This is a genomic window from Aeromonas sp. AE23HZ002T15 (assembly GCF_054165525.2).
In genome coordinates this window covers 4,196,072-4,209,361 of record NZ_CM201342.1, presented here as the reverse complement: position 1 = coordinate 4,209,361, position 13,290 = coordinate 4,196,072, and the positions used below count along the sequence as shown (strand labels likewise).

The window sequence follows — 13,290 nt, the reverse complement described above, 5'->3', positions numbered from 1 at the left end:
CGTTTTTTGATTAAAATTCAGCACAAAATAGCGAAGGGAAACAAAGATGAGGCATGCCGTGATGGCATGCCTCTGGCTGATCAGCCTTTCAGACCGCCCAGAAACTCGGCGCGGGTGTCCGGCTGGGTCTTGAATACCCCACCGAGGGAGGTGGTGGTGGTATAGGAGGTGGAGTCCATCACACCGCGCGCCTTCACGCAGTAGTGGGTCGCCTTGATGCTGATGGCCACGTCACGGGTGCCGAGCAGGGTCTGCAGCGCCAGCAGGATCTGCTGGGTGAGACGCTCCTGCACCTGGGGACGGCGGGCGAAGAACTGGACGATGCGGTTGATCTTCGACAGGCCGATCACCTTGCCACGGGGGATATAGGCCACGTGGGCCAGCCCGTCTATGGTGACGAAGTGGTGTTCGCAGGTGCTGGTGAGGCTGATGTCCCGCACCATGATCATCTCGTCCACCTTCATCTTGTTCTCGATCACCGTCACCTTGGGGAAGGTGGCGTAATCGAGGCCGGAGAAGATCTCGTTCACGTACATCTTGGCGATGCGGTGCGGCGTCTCCGCCAGGCTGTCGTCGGCGAGATCCAGCCCCAGCGTCTCCATGATGGCACGCATGTGGCCTTCGATATTCTCTCTCTTCTGTTGGCTGTCCAGTGTATTGGCCACTAGCGGTGTCTCGAGACCCTCGGCCTCAAGAGCAGCCCTGACCAACAGGGCTTCCTGACTCAAATTCGTCATCGTCTTTCTCTCCCACGCTCAGGGACTGTGATGGTCGCCGTCTGTTGCGGCGGCATTCTACTGTGGCGCAATCTTACAGGGCGATTATTGTCATAATTCGAACTAACTCAAGCCCGGTACCTGACTTTATGTCAATCCGTCGTGTTTTACCCGCCTGTCACCCTGCCCGGATGGGGAGGCCGGCCGTGAATACCGCCCCAACCTCGCGGGATCACGCCAGGGCCTTTAATCCCGACGCCGACCTGCCCAAGAGGCCACTTTTTTGGGATAATCCGCCCTCACCACAATAAAGAGGTCATGATGATGGGATTCGATACCGGCACACTCCTCCCCCTAAGCGATGCCCTGCAAGGGATGCTGGACCAACTGGCCTGCTGCTGCGACACCGAGCAGTTGCCGCTGCCCCAGGCGCTGGACCGGATACTGGCCGAGGATATCGCCTCCCCCCTCTCTGTGCCCCCCTTCGACAACTCCGCCATGGACGGTTACGCCGTGCGCCTGACCGATCTCGCCGCCGGTACTCCCCTCAAGGTGGCGGGCAAGGCGTTCGCCGGTCAGCCCTATGCGGGAGAGTGGCCCGCCGGCCACTGCATCCGCATCATGACCGGGGCCCCCGTCCCTGCCGGCACCGAGGCCGTGGTCATGCAGGAAGAGACTGAGCTCGAAGGGGAGCGGGTGCGCTTCCTGAGTCAACCCAGGGCGGGGCAGAATATCCGCCGCTGCGGGGAGGACATGGCCGAAGGCTCCCGGGTGCTGGCGAGCGGCCTGCGCCTGAGCCCCCGGGAGCTGCCGCTGCTGGCATCCCTCGGCATCGCGAGCGTCACCGTGCGCCGCCCGCTCAAGGTCGCCATCTTCAGCACAGGGAATGAGCTCAAACCGGTGGGCACCCCCCTTGCCCATGGGGACATCTACGACTCCAACCGCTACGGCGTCAAGGCCATGCTGACGCGCCTCGGCTGTGAGTGCCTCGACCTTGGCATCATACCGGACGACCCCGCCCAACTTCGCGCCGCCTTTATCCAGGCAGACCGCGAGGCCGATGCCCTGATCACCACGGGCGGCGTCTCGGTCGGTGAGGCGGACTTCACCAAACAGCTGCTGGAAGAGCAGGGCGAGATCGGCTTCTGGAAACTCGCCATCAAGCCGGGCAAGCCGTTCGCCTTCGGCCGCTTGCCGAACGCCTGGTTCTTCGGCCTGCCGGGCAACCCCGTCTCCGCCATGGTCACCTTCGATCAGCTGGTGCGCCCGGCGCTGGCCAAGCTGGCCGGCCAGACCTGGGTGCCACCACTTCGCATCGGCGCCGTCGCGAGCGAACCCTTGAAAAAGGCGCCGGGCCGACTCGACTTCCAGCGCGGCATACTGAGCGCGGGTCCGAACGGCCTCGAAGTGCGCAGCACCGGCTCCCAGGACTCCGGGGTGTTCAGCTCCCTCTCCAGGGCGAACTGCTACATCGTCCTCGAGCAGGCGCGGGGCAAGGTGGCGGCGGGGGAAACCGTCACCGTCGAGCCCTTCGCGGGGCTGCTGCTGTGAGCGAGATCCTCTCGGATGCGGAGCTCCTTCGCTACAACCGCCAGATCATCCTGAAATCCTTCGACTTCGAGGGGCAGGAGGCGCTCAAGCAGGCCCATGTGCTGGTGATAGGCGCGGGGGGCCTTGGCTGCGCCGCCGCCCAGTATCTGGCGGTGGCCGGGGTCGGCCGGCTGACCCTGGTGGATTTCGACAAGGTGGAGCTCTCCAACCTGCAGCGCCAGGTGCTGCACAGCGATGCGCGCATCGGCCAGTACAAGGTGGACTCGGCGGCCGAGACGCTGCGTGGCCTCAACCCCTGGCTCGAGGTAGAGACCCACGCCGCCGTCGCGGACGAAGGGCTGCTCGATGCCCTGCTGCCGCGCCACCAGCTGGTGCTCGATTGCACCGACAACGTCGCCATCCGCAACCTGCTCAACCAGAAGGCGAGACAGCATCGCGTGCCGCTGGTGTCCGGCGCCGCCATCCGGTTAGAGGGACAACTATGTAGCTTCACCTGGCAGGAGGACGAGCCCTGCTACGCCTGCCTCAGCTCCCTGTTCGGCGAACAGTCCCTCACCTGCGTCGAGGCCGGGGTGCTGGCCCCCATGGTGGGGCTGGTGGGCAGCCTGCAGGCACTGGAGGCCATCAAGCTGCTGGCCGGCATGGGCAAGAGCTACAGCGGTCGCCTGCTGATGATCGACGGCCTCGGCGGCGGTTTTCGGGAGCTGAAGCTGCCCAAACGTCCCGACTGCCCGGTCTGCGCCCAGCCCTGAGGGAATTGAGATGAGGCACTGAGCCCTGCTTGCGTCCACAAAAAAGCCGAACCCCTGGGTTCGGCTTTTTTACTGGCTCCGGGCTTAGAAGATGCCCTTCGCCTTGACCTTCTTCATGCTGGCCACCTGGCTCGAGAGATCCTCGATCAGCGGCTCGACACTCGCCTCGTCCCCTCCAAGCTGCCGGCCCGGCTGGCTGGCCAGGCGCTGGATCAGCCTGTGCTGCTCCCGGATGAGTTTGGATTGCTCCTCCAGCTGGCGGGAGAGCAGCGCTAGGCTGCTCTGCAGTGGCGCCAGATCCGTCTCCCCCCCGGCGGCCGGCAACTTGCCGGCGATGGCGTCCGCCAGCTGATCGTGATCCACGGCCCCCGGCAGTCCCTGGCGCAGTTTATCCCAGAGCTCCATGGGTTGCTGTTCGCCGAGACGGCTCACTATCTCATCCACCAGGTGATCCGTCGGCTGGGGCTGCCCCAGGCGCTGCATGATCGCCTCCAGCCGCTCGTTCACCGCGGCCGGGGCGCCCTTGTCCTGACCCAGCTGGGGGGCGAGTTTGGCCACTATCTGATCGATCATGGTGTCGGTCAGGGCCGGAGCAGCTGCCCCCAGTCCCAGATCGAAGCCGCAACTGGCGAAGGCGTGGCGCAGGGTGGCGAGGCTCACCTGCTCCGGGCCGAAGGCATTGGCCACCGCCTTGCACAGGCTGGGGGCCAGCACGTACATGAACATGCCGGAGAGGTAGATGTCCTTGTGGAAGCGGCTCTTGGAAAAGTCGAACTCCTCGACCCCATCCTGGATCTTGCGGGCGCGCTGGTACCAGCTCTGCAGTACCCCGGCCGCGTAGCGGTCAGACTCCAGCGCACCCGGATCCATGTAGATGGAGAAGGTCATGCGCTTGAGTTGACTACTCATCCGCCACCTCGGCCATCACGGCCGCTTCCCGATACACTTCTTCCTCTTCCGTGGTGTAGAGGCAGATCTCCCGTGCCAGGGCGGACTGGGCGTCTTCCAGCAGCTCGACCCGTTCACCCAGGGTCGGGTAGGCGCTCTTGATCGCCTCATGGATGAGGGAGGCGCCGCCACCGACCAGGTAGACCCGGTTCGGGTTCTTGGCGAACTTCTTCGCCTCGTGAGCCACCTGGGAGCCCAGCTCGTCGATCTTGTTCTGCATCTTCTCGAGGATGCGCGGGATCTGGCTCTCGTCGTTGACCACGTCGCGTACGAAACTCATGTCGTGGCGACGCTTGATGAACTCGTTCGCCACCAGGTAGCTGGAGTCGCTGTCCGCCGCCGCCAGGGCCTTGCGGGTGGCGTCGGTCACCATGGAGACACCGATCTCGTTGTTGCCATAGACGTCGGAGACATCGTCAAACTCGCCGACGATGATCCCCATGTCCAGGGTGGTACCGCCGCAGTCGATCACCAGGGTCTTGGTGAACTCGTTGCAACCGGATCCCACCAGGCGGGAGAGGGCCGCCGGCAGGCTCTCCGGCATGACTTCCACGCTGACGATATTGAACAGCTCACCCTTGTTGAGGGTGATGGCTCGCATCAGGTTGCGGCGCTTCTTCTCGATCTTCTCTTCGTTGCGCTGGCAGTCGTCCGGGTTGTAGAACTCTGTGATGGGCAGGGTGACGGTAATGGCCACATCCCCGGGCGTGACGCCGGTCTGCAGCAGGGCGTGGTGCACGGAGAGCAGGTTCAAGTCGTCGTACTGGTATTCCACATGGGTCGTCGCCAGGGACTTGTCCGAGGTGGCGTCATAGGTGTACTTGGTGTTGCCTATCTCGTAGTTGTAGATCTTCTTGTCCTTGCGCAAGGCGGCGCTCTTCCAGTCTTTGCGAAAAGAGTTGGGAGAGATGATGGTCTTGAGCACCTTGTTCTCGATCCAGCTCACCTTGACGTTGGTCGAGCCATCGTCGATGGCCATTTTTATTACTTCAGACATGAGGAAATACCTGTTGATAGGGCAAATGGGTCCGATTGCCTTGCCTTATGCCCTTGGCAAGGCGATCGGACCAATACATACACGGTGAATAAGGCTAAGGGGCGACAAGTTTAATGAGTTTCTAAAATCCGGTGAAGCAAATGATTGAATCCGGCGGGATCTTCCGCCGGCCAGGCATGGTGCCCCGGCGGGGTGTGGATGCTGGCGTTCGGCAGGGCGGCGAATTGTTCCACCCGTTTGGCCAGCGGCAGATAGTCCTGGGTGGTGGAGATGATGGCCACCGGCTGCACTATCTGACCAAGCCGTGCCCGGGCCGACCAGCCGGGCAGATCCCCCAGCAGCGCTCTATAGGTCTTCTTCTTGTTGCTGCGCACGAAGCGCTGGCGGAAGGCGTGGCGTACCTGGGCGAGCTCGGGGCCGGGGAACAGCTCACGGCCGAGCCACCAGGCGAGCGGGCGCAGGCCAAACCAGCGCAGCCACTTGAGCCGCTGGGCGTAGCGCTCCTGATCCTTTGGGCTCTCCAGCAAAAACTCGCTGAAGCCGTTGACCAGCACCAGGCCACGCACCTTCTCCGGCCGTTGCAGCGCCAGCTCCAGCGCCACCATGGCCCCCAGGGAGAGCCCCACTACCCAGGCGGGCTCGGGCTGTTCATCGAGCCAGCGCGCCACGTCCCGGGTCAGGGTCGGCACGTCGAAGGGGCCCTCCTGCAGGCTCTGGCCGTGACCGCGCAGATCGAGGGCCACCACCCGATAGTGATCGGAGAAGTGCTCTAGCTGGGCCTGCCAGTCGAGGCTGGAGGAGCCGAGCCCGTGCAGCAGCACCAGCAGGGGCCCCTCCCCCGCACTGCGCAGGGCCAGACCGTGGGATTTCATTACCTGATTACGACGCACTTCCCCTCTCCCTCCCGGTTTATACCGGCTCCCAGTCAAACCACAGGATCACCCTGAAGAGCGCACCCCATGGCGCAGGGAGTGATCCCGTACCATATCGCTCTCTCAGCCTTCCCCCACCAGACTCACCGCCTTGATATAGGCATAGAGGCGCTGCGCCGGCGCGAAGGCGAGCCGCTTGGCGGAGCGGCTGGTGATCCGGGCCAGCAGTATCTGCTGCCCCAGCGCCAACTGCAACAGGGTTTGCCCGGGCCGCACCTCCTGGGCATGGAGCAGCCGGGTCTCCAGGCAGTTGGAGAGGCTAGAGTCGGTGATGGGGGCCGTGGCGATCACCACATCCCGCCCCGCCACCTTGATCAGCAGGGGGCCGGTCTCGTCGGGGGCGTGTTCCATGGTGACCATCAGCAGCTGATCCCCGAGGCGCAGGCTCGCCATCTGCTCACCCGGATCATAGTGATCCAGGGTCGCCTCCAGCATGACGCCGGCGTCGTCCCGGCTGGCCAAGGAGAGATCGGTGCGGGCGAAGATCTCGCTCGGCCGCCCCTGCGCCTCCACCTTGCCCTGTGCCAGCAGCACCAGCTGATCGCAGAGCAGGCTCACCTCCTCCATGGCGTGGCTGACGAAGATCATCGGCATGCCGCTCTCGCGCTGCAGTCCCTTGAGCACATGGGCCTGGTGGATGCGGCTGCGCCTGTCGAGCGCCGAGAAGGGCTCGTCCAGCAGCAGCAGATCCGGCTCCGCCAGCAGGGCCCGGCCCAGCGCCACCCGCTGGCGCTGACCGCCGGAGAGGCCGTGGGCGGGCTGGCCCAGCAGCTCGGCAAAGCCCAGCCGCTCCGCCAGGGACTCGGGCTGCCAGCGCCCCTTGCCCTTGCGGGCGGCCAGTTGCAGGTTGGCCAGCACCGTCATGTGCGGGAACAGGCGCGAGTCCTGAAACACCAGGCCGATGCGGCGCTGCTCGGGCAGCAGGTCGGCCAGCGCCCTCCCTTGCCAGTGCAGGCCATCGGTCGGCTGGCGATCCAGCCCCGCCAGGATCCGCAGCAGGGTGCTCTTGCCACAACCGGAAGGGCCGAACAGCCCGAGGATACCGCCTAAGGCCAACTGGAGATCGCAATCCAGGGTGAAGCCCCCGAATTGACGCCTCGCTCTCAGATCCAGCTTCATCCGAACAGCCTCCGTTGCCGGCGTTGCAGCACGCCGTAGACCAGCACCAGCATGACGAGGGAGAAGCCCATCAGGCCGCCGGCCAGGTAGTGAGCACTCTGGTAATCCATGGTTTCCACGTGATCGAACAGGGCGATGGAGAGCACTTGCGTCTCCCCGGGGATGTTGCCGCCAATCATCAGCACCACCCCGAACTCCCCCAGGGTGTGGGCGAAGCCCAGGGCCGCTGCCATCACGAAGCTCGGCAGCGTCATGGGCAAGATGATCTGAAAGAAGCGCTCGAGGGGTCCGAGCCCCAGGGTGGCGGCCGCCTCCAGCTCCCTGTTGCCCATGTTGACGAAGGCGGAGGTGAGGGGCTGCACCACGAAGGGCAGCGAGTAGATGACGGAGGCGAACAGCAGGCCGAGGAAGCTGAAGGCGAGCGGGGTACCGAAGGTCTCCCGCCACCAGCCGCCGAAGCCATATTCGGGGGAGAAGGCGAGCAGCAGATAGAAACCGAGCACGGTGGGGGGCAACACCAGGGGCAGGGCCACCATGGCCTCCACCACGGGTCTGAGCCTGTGCTGGCTGCGAGAGAGCCACCAGGCGAGCGGCGGAGACAGCAGCAGCAGTATGCCGGTGGTGCTGGCCGCCAGCTTCAGGGTCAACCAGACCGCCAGCAGATCACCCTCACTCATGGCGTTTTCTCCCAGGATTGCACGACACACAGGCCCCGAAATGAGGAGCCCCCGCTCAGGGCCTGGCAAAACGCTATCAGCAGCTCCGCGTCATTCATCGCCATCTCCTTCTATGGGGATGCGCATATTCATGGCTTTCCTCCTTGAGTCAACAAACTGGCCGGCACAGGGCCGGCCAGTCATCAGGGGGTCACAGGTTCGCCATCATTGCGGCAGGGCGTAACCCGCGGCCTTGATCTGCTCCTGACCCGGGCCTTTTATCCAGGCCACCAGGGCATCCACCGCCTCGCCCTTCTTCAGCACCAGGGCTTGCTGCTCGATGGCGGGATAGTACTGGTTAGGCACGGCCCAGGCTTCGCCTGTCTTGCCCGCTTCCACCAGGTTGGCCCAGGCGACGAAGCCCATCTCGGCGTTGCCGGTATCCACGAACTGCCAGGTCTGGCCGATGTTGGTACCGGTCAGCACCCGATACTGCTTGGGATCGATCTTGAGGTGTGCGAGGGTCGCCATGGCGGCGGTGCCATAGGGGGCGGTTTTCGGGTTGGCGATGGCGAGGTTGCCCTTCCAGTCACGCAGGGCCGCCTCGTCAGGGGCCGGGCCCCCCTTCTTCCACAGGCCCAGCTGGCCGATGGCATAGGTGAAGCGATCGCTGCCCTTGCCCTCTTTCTCCAGCTTCTCAGGGGTCTTCACATCGGCTGAGAGTAAGAGATCGAAGGGGGCACCGTGGGTGATCTGGGTGTAGAGCACCCCGGTCGCGGCGGAGGAGATGGCCAGGGTATGGCCGGTCTTGGCGGTGAACTCCTTGCCGATGCGCTCTATGGTGCCCTTGAAGTTGGCCGCCACGGCCACCTTGACCTCATCGGCCTGCACGGCGGTGGCGCAAGCACTCAACAACACCACGGATAACAGCTTTTTCATTCCCTTACTCCTGTTCAAGCCTGAGCCTGTTTGCGGCTCTGTCGTGGGGGATCCTGGCGGATCTATTCCCCTTGTTGCCAGCGGGCCGCGGCGGCGTCATCGCTCTCCTTGGCCTCTACCCAGCGTTGTTGCCCTGCCGCCGTCAGCTCTTTCTTCCAGAACGGCGCCCGGGTTTTCAGAAAATCCATGATGAAATGGCAGGCCTCAAAGGCCGCCTCGCGGTGGGCACTGCTCACCGCCACCAGCACGATTTGATCGCCGAGCAGCAGCTCGCCGATGCGGTGAATGAGGGTGCACTCCTGCAGGGGCCAGCGGCTGCGGGCCTCGGCCACTATGTCCGCCAGCGCCTTCTCCGTCATGCCCGGGTAGTGCTCGAGGGCCAGCCCTTTCACCTCCTCCCCCTGATTGAAGTCGCGCACCTTGCCCACGAAGGTGACGATGGCGCCGGTATCGTGGCGGCTGGCGAGTCGCTCGTACTCCTCGGCCAGCGAAAAGTCGGCCCGCTGCACCAGAATGCGATCCACTGTGCTTGCCTCGCGCATGGTCAGCCTCCGGTCACCGGGGGGAAGAAAGCCACCTCGTCCCCATCGGTCAGGGGGGTGTCCAGCGGCACCAGGGTCTGGTTGATCGCCACCAGCAGCTTGCCGGACTCCAGGGCCAGGGCCCACTTGTCGCCGCGCTCGCACAGGGCGGCGCGAAGCGCCTCGGCGGTATCGTAGTCAGGGGAGATACTCAGCTCATCGCAGCCGACCAGCTCCCTGACCTGGGCAAAAAACAGCACCTTGATCATGCGGGCTCTCCTGCATTCGGGGTCAACTGGAAGTGACCGGACTTGCCACCGCGTTTTTCCACCAGCCGCAGCTGCTCTATCACCATGTCCTTTTGCACCGCCTTGCACATGTCGTAGATGGTGAGCGCCGCCACCGAGGCGGCGGTCAGGGCTTCCATCTCCACCCCCGTCTTGCCGGAGAGCTTGCAGAGGGTGCGAATATGGACCCTATTGTGCGCGGGCTGGGGTTCTATCTCTACCTCCACCTTGGTGAGGGCCAGGGGATGGCAGAGGGGGATGAGATCGGCGGTCTTCTTGGCCGCCATGATGCCGGCGATGCGGGCGGTGGCGAACACGTCCCCCTTGTGGTGCTGACCGCCGAGGATCAGCGCCAGGGTGGCGGGGGCCATGGAGACATAGGCCTCGGCACGGGCCTCCCGCTCGGTCACCCGCTTGTCGGTGACGTCCACCATGTGGGCCTCACCACTCTGGTTGAGATGGGTCAGGTTCATCTATGCCCCCTATCAGGAAAATGGATGATCCGGGAAAACGCCCGGGATCACAGATGGGTCACGAAGTTGCACGGCTTGGTGCGGGCGTCGAGCTGATCCCGGATGAGCTGCTCCCAGCCGAGTTTGCAGGCGCCGGTGGAGCCCGGCAGGCAGCAGATCAGGGTGCGATTGGCTAGCCCGGCCAGGGCCCGGCTCTGCATGGCTGAGCCCTTGATCTCGGCGAAGGAGAGTTGGCGGAACAGTTCGCCAAAGCCCTGCACGGTGCGTTCGAACAACACCCCCACCGCCTCGGGCACCCGGTTCTGCTGGTTGAAGCCGGTGCCGCCATTGACCAGAACCACCTGCACCCCTTCGTCGGCGATCCAGTCGCTGACCTGGGCCCGGATGCGGAACAGATTGTCGGCGCACAGGGCTCTGTCGGCCAGCAGGTGGCCCGCCTCGGTCAGGGCCGAGACCAGGTAGTCCCCCGAGCTGTCGTCGGCGGCGCTGCGGCTGTCGGAGACCGTCAGGACGGCGATCTTGAGGGGAATGAATTCGTTGTTTTTAGGTGCCATGGAGCGAGTCCTGTAACACGAGAGAAGAGAGAAAAGGCCACCACCCAGGGGGCAAAACCGGCCACAGGTTGGCTGGCAGCGTTACCGAGGGCGGATTCTAACAAAGAAGTGGGGCTGACAGGGATGATTAGATCAAACGAAGACCATGGGGCCCAGGCTGGCCCCATGGTCTTTGGCTTAGAATCCAGGCACGCCCTTCATGTCGGGCAACTGATGCGCTATGCCCTTGTGGCAGTCGACGCAGGTATTGGCCCCGCTCGCCAGGTTGGTGGAGTGCATCTGGGCGGCGCGCCGGCCCTGCAGGGAGAAGTCCATGTACTCGAAGTTGTGGCAGTTGCGGCACTCCCTCGAATCCGTGTCCTTCATCCGTTTCCACTCCCGCTCCGCCATCTCCCGGCGATGGGATTCAAACTTCTCGCGGGTATCCACCTTGCCGGTCAACATGCCCCACAGCTCCTTGGAGGCCTGCACCTTGCGAATGATCTTGTAGGTCCATTCGTGGGGCACGTGGCAATCCGGGCAGCTGGCACGCACCCCGGAGCGGTTCGCGTAGTGGATGGTGTCACGGTATTCCATGAAGACGTTGTCCTTCATCTCGTGACAGCCGGTACAAAACTTCTCGGTGTTGGAGGCCTCCATGGCGGTGTTGAAGCCGCCCCAGAAGATGACACCGCCGAAGAATCCCATCAGCAGCAGCACCCAGAGGGCCGCCTTGGAGGGGGATTTGAAGGTGACCCACAGTCGCTGCACAAAACCAGGTAATTTCATCGATGAACTCCTCAGTTCAGGGCTTCGACCGGTTTGAAGGTATTCCCCACCAGGGGCTTGGCATCCGCTTGCGGCACGTGGCACTGCAGGCAGAAGTAGCGACGGGGGGAGACCTCTCCCAGGGTCAGGCCATCACGGGTCTCGAAGTGAGTCGGGCTGATCTTGGGGGCCTTCATGGCGCTGGCATTCTTGAAGCTGTGACAGGCCAGGCACTTGTTGACCTTGTTGTCCACTTCATAGTTGCGGATGTCGTGGGGGATCAGCGGCGGCTGATGCATGTACTGGCGGTCATAGGTGTCCCCATCCTTGCGGAAGTTCTTGAGGGGGGCTGCCTCCGCCTCGGTCGCGAGATCCGTGCTGCCCCGCTCCGACTTGATCCCCCCCGTGCTGTTGGTGATCTCAGGCACGGCCGCCATCAAGGAACCCGCCATCAGGCAGGCCAGCATTGCTCCAATCAGCTTTTTCATTATGTGTTCTCCGACATTGTCTCTGCCTTGACGGCAAAACCTACAGTGATTTCAAAAACTTGCTCCGCGCAGACATCGATGCAACGGCCGCAATTGGTACATTCCTGAGCCCTGATCAGAGGCCCATGACCGCGCCTGGCACCGTGCACCGGGCCGCGCAGTATGGGACGCTCCGGGCAGACCGCATAACAGTCCATGCAGTTGCTGCAGCGCTCACGCCCTTTGGCTGAAATCTTGATAAACCCGACCCGGTTGACCAGGGCGTAGAAGGCCCCCACCGGACAGAGATGGCCACACCAGCCCCGCTCCACCACGAACAGATCGAACAGGAAGAGCGCCAGCAGCAGGCCCCAGCCCGCCCCCATGCCAAACAGCAGACCGCGCAGGGCCAGCGACACCGGGTTGACCAGCTCCCACACCAGCACGCCCGCGATGGCGGGCACCACCAGCACCATGGCCAACAGCCAGTAGCGGGTGTTGCGGTTGAACTGGCCGTTGCCCTTGAGACCGAGCCGGGCCCGAGCCCAGGCGGCGGCATCCGTGACCAGGTTCACCGGACAGACCCAGGAGCAGAAGACTCGCCCCCCGACCAGCCAGTACCCGGCGAGCACCAGGCCAGCCCCGAGCCACAGGGTAGCGATGGGCCAGTGACCCGATGCCACCGTCTGCAGCAGGGTGAGGGGATCCGCGAGCGGTACCGTCTCCAGCAACAGGGAGCTGGAGAGGTTGCCCTTGAGGATCCAGACCCCGGCGAGCGGCCCCAGCAGGAACAGCCCCAACACGGTGAACTGGCTCAGGCGGCGCAACAGCAGGAAGCGGTGCGACCGCCACCAGCCGAGCCTCTCTCTCGCCTCTTGTCCAGGATACCGGCTCATAACCCCTCCGGTTTGCGGGTGGGCAGGGTGAGCCGCTCGCCGATGAGGGACTTGCCGGCCTTCTGCTTCTCTTCCCAGCCGAGCCGGTAGTGATGACCCAGCTCCCCCTTGGCGAGCCCGCGGGGCACCACCTTGATGGCCGCCTCTTCCAGCACGCAGGCGTGCTCGCACTTGCCACAGCCGGTGCACAGTTCGCTGTGCACCGTGGGCAGGAACATGGCGTGCTTGCCGGTGCGCGGGTTGCGTTGCAGTTCGAGGGTGATGGCCTGATCGATCAGCGAACAGACCCGGTAACAGACATCGCAGCGCAAGCCCAGATAGTTGAGGCAGGTCTCGTGGTCGATGAGCACCGCCACCCCCATCCGCGCCTGATTGATGTCAGTCATCCCCCGATCCAGTGCCCCGCTCGGGCAGGCCACTACACAGGGGATGTCTTCACACATCTCGCAGGGCACGGACCTCGCCTCGAAGTAGGGGGTGCCCGTGGTCACCGGGCTCAGCAGCCTGGCGAGCTTCAGGGTGTCGTAGGGGCACGCCTCGACGCAGAGCCCGCAGCGCACGCAGGCGCCGAGGAACTCGGCTTCGGTCAGCGCCGCAGGGGGACGCAGCGCCTGGGCAGGCACCGCCTGCGCCTGCTGGCGAGCCACCGTGCCGAGCCCCGCCCCAAGCAGGCCCACTGAGCAGGCCCCCTTGGCGAGATCGGCCAGGAACTGGCGACGGCTGCGACTCATCCCC

17 protein-coding genes are annotated in these 13,290 nt (G+C 64.3%); 2 read left to right on the top strand and 15 right to left on the bottom strand.

Annotated features, from left to right (window positions below; all coding sequences use genetic code 11):
- Nucleotides 1-80: 80 nt before the first annotated feature.
- Complete coding sequence (gene folE / locus ACT5M9_RS19720; protein WP_438549872.1) at nucleotides 81-737, bottom strand: GTP cyclohydrolase I FolE; 657 nt, start codon at nucleotides 735-737, stop codon at nucleotides 81-83.
- A gap of 303 nt (nucleotides 738-1,040) precedes the next feature.
- On the opposite strand from folE, the gene moeA reads away from it, so the two are divergent.
- The gene (moeA, locus tag ACT5M9_RS19715; RefSeq protein WP_457980595.1) at nucleotides 1,041-2,267 is read left to right on the top strand and encodes a molybdopterin molybdotransferase MoeA; all 1,227 of its coding nucleotides are present in this window, start codon (nucleotides 1,041-1,043) and stop codon (nucleotides 2,265-2,267) included.
- Nucleotides 2,264-3,019, top strand: a complete 756-nt coding sequence (gene moeB / locus ACT5M9_RS19710; protein WP_457979483.1) for a molybdopterin-synthase adenylyltransferase MoeB — start codon at nucleotides 2,264-2,266, stop codon at nucleotides 3,017-3,019. Before moeA ends, moeB begins: the two co-directional genes overlap by 4 nt.
- Nucleotides 3,020-3,103: 84 nt before the next feature.
- Here the strand turns inward: moeB and ACT5M9_RS19705 are convergent, their stop codons facing one another.
- From ACT5M9_RS19705 to napG, 14 genes are all read right to left on the bottom strand, one after another.
- Complete coding sequence (locus ACT5M9_RS19705; protein ID WP_457979485.1) at nucleotides 3,104-3,928, bottom strand: hypothetical protein; 825 nt, start codon at nucleotides 3,926-3,928, stop codon at nucleotides 3,104-3,106.
- Nucleotides 3,921-4,964: a plasmid segregation protein ParM domain-containing protein gene (gene parM, locus ACT5M9_RS19700; protein ID WP_520395650.1), complete on the bottom strand. Its 1,044-nt coding sequence runs from the start codon at nucleotides 4,962-4,964 to the stop codon at nucleotides 3,921-3,923. The genes ACT5M9_RS19705 and parM overlap by 8 nt, the downstream gene beginning before the upstream one ends.
- Nucleotides 4,965-5,074: 110 nt before the next feature.
- Nucleotides 5,075-5,854 carry an alpha/beta fold hydrolase gene (locus ACT5M9_RS19695; protein WP_457979486.1) on the bottom strand — a complete coding sequence of 260 codons (780 nt, stop codon included), beginning with the start codon at nucleotides 5,852-5,854 and terminating at the stop codon, nucleotides 5,075-5,077.
- A gap of 105 nt (nucleotides 5,855-5,959) precedes the next feature.
- Complete coding sequence (gene modC, locus ACT5M9_RS19690; RefSeq protein ID WP_457979487.1) at nucleotides 5,960-7,015, bottom strand: molybdenum ABC transporter ATP-binding protein; 1,056 nt, start codon at nucleotides 7,013-7,015, stop codon at nucleotides 5,960-5,962.
- Nucleotides 7,012-7,692 (bottom strand): molybdate ABC transporter permease subunit, encoded by a 681-nt coding sequence (modB, locus tag ACT5M9_RS19685; protein ID WP_457979489.1) that lies wholly within the window; start codon nucleotides 7,690-7,692, stop codon nucleotides 7,012-7,014. Before modB ends, modC begins: the two co-directional genes overlap by 4 nt.
- A 204-nt stretch (nucleotides 7,693-7,896) precedes the next feature.
- Nucleotides 7,897-8,610 carry a molybdate ABC transporter substrate-binding protein gene (modA, locus tag ACT5M9_RS19680; protein ID WP_457979491.1) on the bottom strand — a complete coding sequence of 238 codons (714 nt, stop codon included), beginning with the start codon at nucleotides 8,608-8,610 and terminating at the stop codon, nucleotides 7,897-7,899.
- A 62-nt stretch (nucleotides 8,611-8,672) separates the two neighbouring features.
- On the bottom strand, nucleotides 8,673-9,152 hold the full coding sequence (moaE, locus tag ACT5M9_RS19675; RefSeq protein ID WP_457979493.1) for a molybdopterin synthase catalytic subunit MoaE: 480 nt from the start codon (nucleotides 9,150-9,152) through the stop codon (nucleotides 8,673-8,675).
- Between the two features lie 2 nt (nucleotides 9,153-9,154).
- Nucleotides 9,155-9,400, bottom strand: a complete 246-nt coding sequence (moaD, locus tag ACT5M9_RS19670) for a molybdopterin synthase sulfur carrier subunit (protein WP_457979495.1) — start codon at nucleotides 9,398-9,400, stop codon at nucleotides 9,155-9,157.
- Entirely contained in the window at nucleotides 9,397-9,891 is a 495-nt protein-coding gene (moaC, locus tag ACT5M9_RS19665; protein ID WP_457979497.1) for a cyclic pyranopterin monophosphate synthase MoaC, read from the bottom strand. Before moaC ends, moaD begins: the two co-directional genes overlap by 4 nt.
- 47 nt (nucleotides 9,892-9,938) lie before the next feature.
- On the bottom strand, nucleotides 9,939-10,445 hold the full coding sequence (gene moaB / locus ACT5M9_RS19660; protein ID WP_438549882.1) for a molybdenum cofactor biosynthesis protein B: 507 nt from the start codon (nucleotides 10,443-10,445) through the stop codon (nucleotides 9,939-9,941).
- Nucleotides 10,446-10,622: 177 nt separating this feature from the next.
- Nucleotides 10,623-11,213, bottom strand: coding sequence for a cytochrome c3 family protein (locus ACT5M9_RS19655; RefSeq protein WP_438549883.1), 591 nt, complete (start codon nucleotides 11,211-11,213; stop codon nucleotides 10,623-10,625).
- An 11-nt stretch (nucleotides 11,214-11,224) separates the two neighbouring features.
- Nucleotides 11,225-11,680, bottom strand: a complete 456-nt coding sequence (locus ACT5M9_RS19650; protein ID WP_438549884.1) for a nitrate reductase cytochrome c-type subunit — start codon at nucleotides 11,678-11,680, stop codon at nucleotides 11,225-11,227.
- On the bottom strand, nucleotides 11,680-12,555 hold the full coding sequence (gene napH / locus ACT5M9_RS19645) for a quinol dehydrogenase ferredoxin subunit NapH (RefSeq protein WP_457979498.1): 876 nt from the start codon (nucleotides 12,553-12,555) through the stop codon (nucleotides 11,680-11,682). The genes ACT5M9_RS19650 and napH overlap by 1 nt, the downstream gene beginning before the upstream one ends.
- Nucleotides 12,552-13,286: a ferredoxin-type protein NapG gene (gene napG, locus ACT5M9_RS19640; RefSeq protein WP_457979500.1), complete on the bottom strand. Its 735-nt coding sequence runs from the start codon at nucleotides 13,284-13,286 to the stop codon at nucleotides 12,552-12,554. Before napG ends, napH begins: the two co-directional genes overlap by 4 nt.
- Nucleotides 13,287-13,290 lie beyond the last annotated feature (4 nt).

Coding starts and splice junctions, on each gene's coding strand:
- napH (WP_457979498.1), bottom strand. CDS start 12,555: ATGAGCCGGTATCCTGGACAAGAGGCGAGAGAGAGGCTCGGCTGGTGG.
- folE (WP_438549872.1), bottom strand. CDS start 737: ATGACGAATTTGAGTCAGGAAGCCCTGTTGGTCAGGGCTGCTCTTGAG.
- modB (WP_457979489.1), bottom strand. CDS start 7,692: ATGAGTGAGGGTGATCTGCTGGCGGTCTGGTTGACCCTGAAGCTGGCG.
- moaC (WP_457979497.1), bottom strand. CDS start 9,891: ATGAACCTGACCCATCTCAACCAGAGTGGTGAGGCCCACATGGTGGAC.
- moaE (WP_457979493.1), bottom strand. CDS start 9,152: ATGCGCGAGGCAAGCACAGTGGATCGCATTCTGGTGCAGCGGGCCGAC.
- moaD (WP_457979495.1), bottom strand. CDS start 9,400: ATGATCAAGGTGCTGTTTTTTGCCCAGGTCAGGGAGCTGGTCGGCTGC.
- napG (WP_457979500.1), bottom strand. CDS start 13,286: ATGAGTCGCAGCCGTCGCCAGTTCCTGGCCGATCTCGCCAAGGGGGCC.
- ACT5M9_RS19705 (WP_457979485.1), bottom strand. CDS start 3,928: ATGAGTAGTCAACTCAAGCGCATGACCTTCTCCATCTACATGGATCCG.
- ACT5M9_RS19655 (WP_438549883.1), bottom strand. CDS start 11,213: ATGAAATTACCTGGTTTTGTGCAGCGACTGTGGGTCACCTTCAAATCC.
- moeA (WP_457980595.1), top strand. CDS start 1,041: ATGGGATTCGATACCGGCACACTCCTCCCCCTAAGCGATGCCCTGCAA.
- modC (WP_457979487.1), bottom strand. CDS start 7,015: ATGAAGCTGGATCTGAGAGCGAGGCGTCAATTCGGGGGCTTCACCCTG.
- ACT5M9_RS19650 (WP_438549884.1), bottom strand. CDS start 11,680: ATGAAAAAGCTGATTGGAGCAATGCTGGCCTGCCTGATGGCGGGTTCC.
- moaB (WP_438549882.1), bottom strand. CDS start 10,445: ATGGCACCTAAAAACAACGAATTCATTCCCCTCAAGATCGCCGTCCTG.
- modA (WP_457979491.1), bottom strand. CDS start 8,610: ATGAAAAAGCTGTTATCCGTGGTGTTGTTGAGTGCTTGCGCCACCGCC.
- parM (WP_520395650.1), bottom strand. CDS start 4,964: ATGTCTGAAGTAATAAAAATGGCCATCGACGATGGCTCGACCAACGTC.